This window comes from Aureimonas sp. AU4, assembly GCF_001463765.1.
Classification (GTDB): Bacteria; Pseudomonadota; Alphaproteobacteria; order Rhizobiales; family Rhizobiaceae; genus Aureimonas.
Genome location: NZ_BBWK01000079.1, coordinates 1 through 2,329, shown reverse-complemented (window position 1 = coordinate 2,329; position 2,329 = coordinate 1). Strand labels below are relative to the sequence as shown.

1 protein-coding gene and 1 pseudogene are annotated in these 2,329 nt (G+C 64.3%); both read left to right on the top strand.

The features are described 5' to 3' along the window. The first annotated feature begins 110 nt into the window (after positions 1-110). Positions 111-1,754, top strand: coding sequence for a GMC family oxidoreductase (locus AUL35_RS19585; RefSeq protein WP_062017989.1), 1,644 nt, complete (start codon positions 111-113; stop codon positions 1,752-1,754). Between the two features lie 279 nt (positions 1,755-2,033). Beyond that, positions 2,034-2,329: pseudogene (locus tag AUL35_RS19580) on the top strand (integrase); the annotation flags it as partial.

The following is a 2,329-nucleotide window of genomic DNA, read 5'->3' as shown; positions in this document are numbered from 1 at the left end:
GGTGATCGGCTTTCCCGGCCCCGCCTCGCTCAAAGAGGTGCACGAGGGCCGCTACACGACGCTGCAATGGTTCGCCGAGGGCGAGGCCGATAAGGTCAAGGAGTTCCACGATGGTCTCTAAGGGAAAGCCGGCGCGAACCGAGGCCGTGATCATCGGCGCGGGCGCTTCGGGCGCCGCCGCCGCCAAGGTGCTGTGCGAGGCGGGCGTCAAGGTCGTCGCGCTCGAGAAGGGGCCGTGGCGACGCAAGGAAAGCTTCGGCGGCGACGAGCTCGCCAACATCAACCGCTACAACCTCTGGCCCGATCCGCTTCTCAACCCGCGCACCTGGCGCGAGACAGCGGACGACGAGGCGCGCGTCGACCTCTTCTGTCCCGTGCCGCAGATGGTGGGCGGCGGTACCGTCCACTGGCAGGGCTGGCTGCCGCGCTTCACGCCCAACGACTTTCGCATGCGCACGGTCGCGGGCGACCTGCCCGGCGCCTCGCTCGCCGATTGGCCGATCACCTATGACGAACTCGAGCCCTACTACCAGAAGGTCGAGTGGGCCTTCGGCGTCTCGGGCGAGGCCGGCGCCAACCGCTTCGAGGGACCGCGTTCGGGCGCCTATCCCTGTCCGCCCATGCCGATGTCGCGCTATGCGCAGAAATTCCACGAGGGCTGCGCGGCGCTCGGGTGGAACGCCTTTCCGACGCCTCAAGCTGCCTTGTCGCGCCCCTTCAACGGCCGAAAGGCAACCGTCGTTAGTGCTTTCGCCCAGCAGCACGGCGACCCGACCGGCACCCGCTCCTCCGCACTCAACGTCTTCGTCCCGGATGCGGTGACGACGGGCAACTACGAGCTGCGACCCGAATCCTATGTTCGCGAGCTGGTGCTTGACGGAGCGGGTAAGATCCGGGCTGCCGTCTACGAGGACGCGGACGGGACGGTGTTCGAGCAGGAGGCAGACCTCTTCATTCTCGCCTGCGGTGCGGTGGAGACGGCGCGGCTGATGCTGCTTTCCCGTTCCGGCCGCTTTCCGAACGGGCTCGCCAACGGGTCAGACCTTGTCGGCCGCAACGTCACGTTCCATGAATATTCCGCTGCAGTCGGCACCTATGCCGATCCCGTCTATGCTTGGGCGGGCGGGGGCTATGTCAGCGCGTCGACCTTCGAGCATTACGAGCACGACGACAGCCGTGGCTTCGTTTCGGGCGGGCATATCGCGGTCGCCGGCGTCGGCATCCCGCTTCCCATCAACTGGCGGCTGCCGGGCGCGCCCGCCTGGGGCGCTGAGGCCAAGCGCATCGATCGCGAACAATTCAGCCATTCGCTCGCGGTGGCCATGGTTCTGCACGACATGCCCCAGCACAACAACCGCATCGATCTCGACGACACGGTCACGGATGCCTGGGGCCTGCCGGTGGCCCGCGTCACCCTGAAGGCCCACGAGAACGACCTCGCCCAGGGGCGCTATCTCATCGACCGGGGGGCTGACATCCTGGGGGCGAGCGGAGCGACCTCCGTCACGAAGGTCTATGCCGACCGTGTCACCGGCAACTGCTCGCATCAGCATGGCACGGCGCGCATGGGCGATGACCCAGACACGTCCGTTCTCGACCGCTGGTGCAGGGCGCACGAAGTGGAAAACCTCTACGCGGTCGACGGATCGCCCTTCCCTACGGGTACCGGCGCCAACCCGACACTTACCATCATGGCCAATGCTTGGCGCGTCGTCGATCGGATCGTTGCTCAGCGGGGATACAGCAGTGTTTAGATTGTCGTTGCCAATATAAAATATGGTGAGCGTATCAAAAATCTACCACGGACCGAAGGGGATACAGGGGTCTAACAACCGCGCCGAATGGATATTGGTGGTTGGCGATCTCATGCGAGGTGATCGGGTTCAATTGTCGTCGTTTGCGGGATGGCAGCTTCCTGCACGATTGAGCTGAAAGCTGCCCGTCTGCTTTCGGCCCATCTTTCGGTTTCATCCCACAAACCGTTCGCGCAATTTCACACTCCCGTCGGCCATACAGGCCACGGGAGAACGACAATGGGACATTCGACATTTGATCCAGCAACGAGCGTGAAGAGGGCCTGGAACGCAGGCCGGATGGTCGGCGCCAAGCGAGCATTGAAGCCGCCACAGGTCTGGGCGATCCGCTTCTGGCTCGATCATCAGGGACGGTTGCGCGACAGGGCGCTGTTTGATCTCGCCATCGACAGCAAGCTACGTGGCTGTGACGTCGTGAAGGTGAAGATCGGCGACCTCGTGTCAGGCGGACGCATTCGAGCCCGCGCCATCGTGGTGCAGCGTAAGACGAAGCGACCAGTGCAGTTCGAACTCAT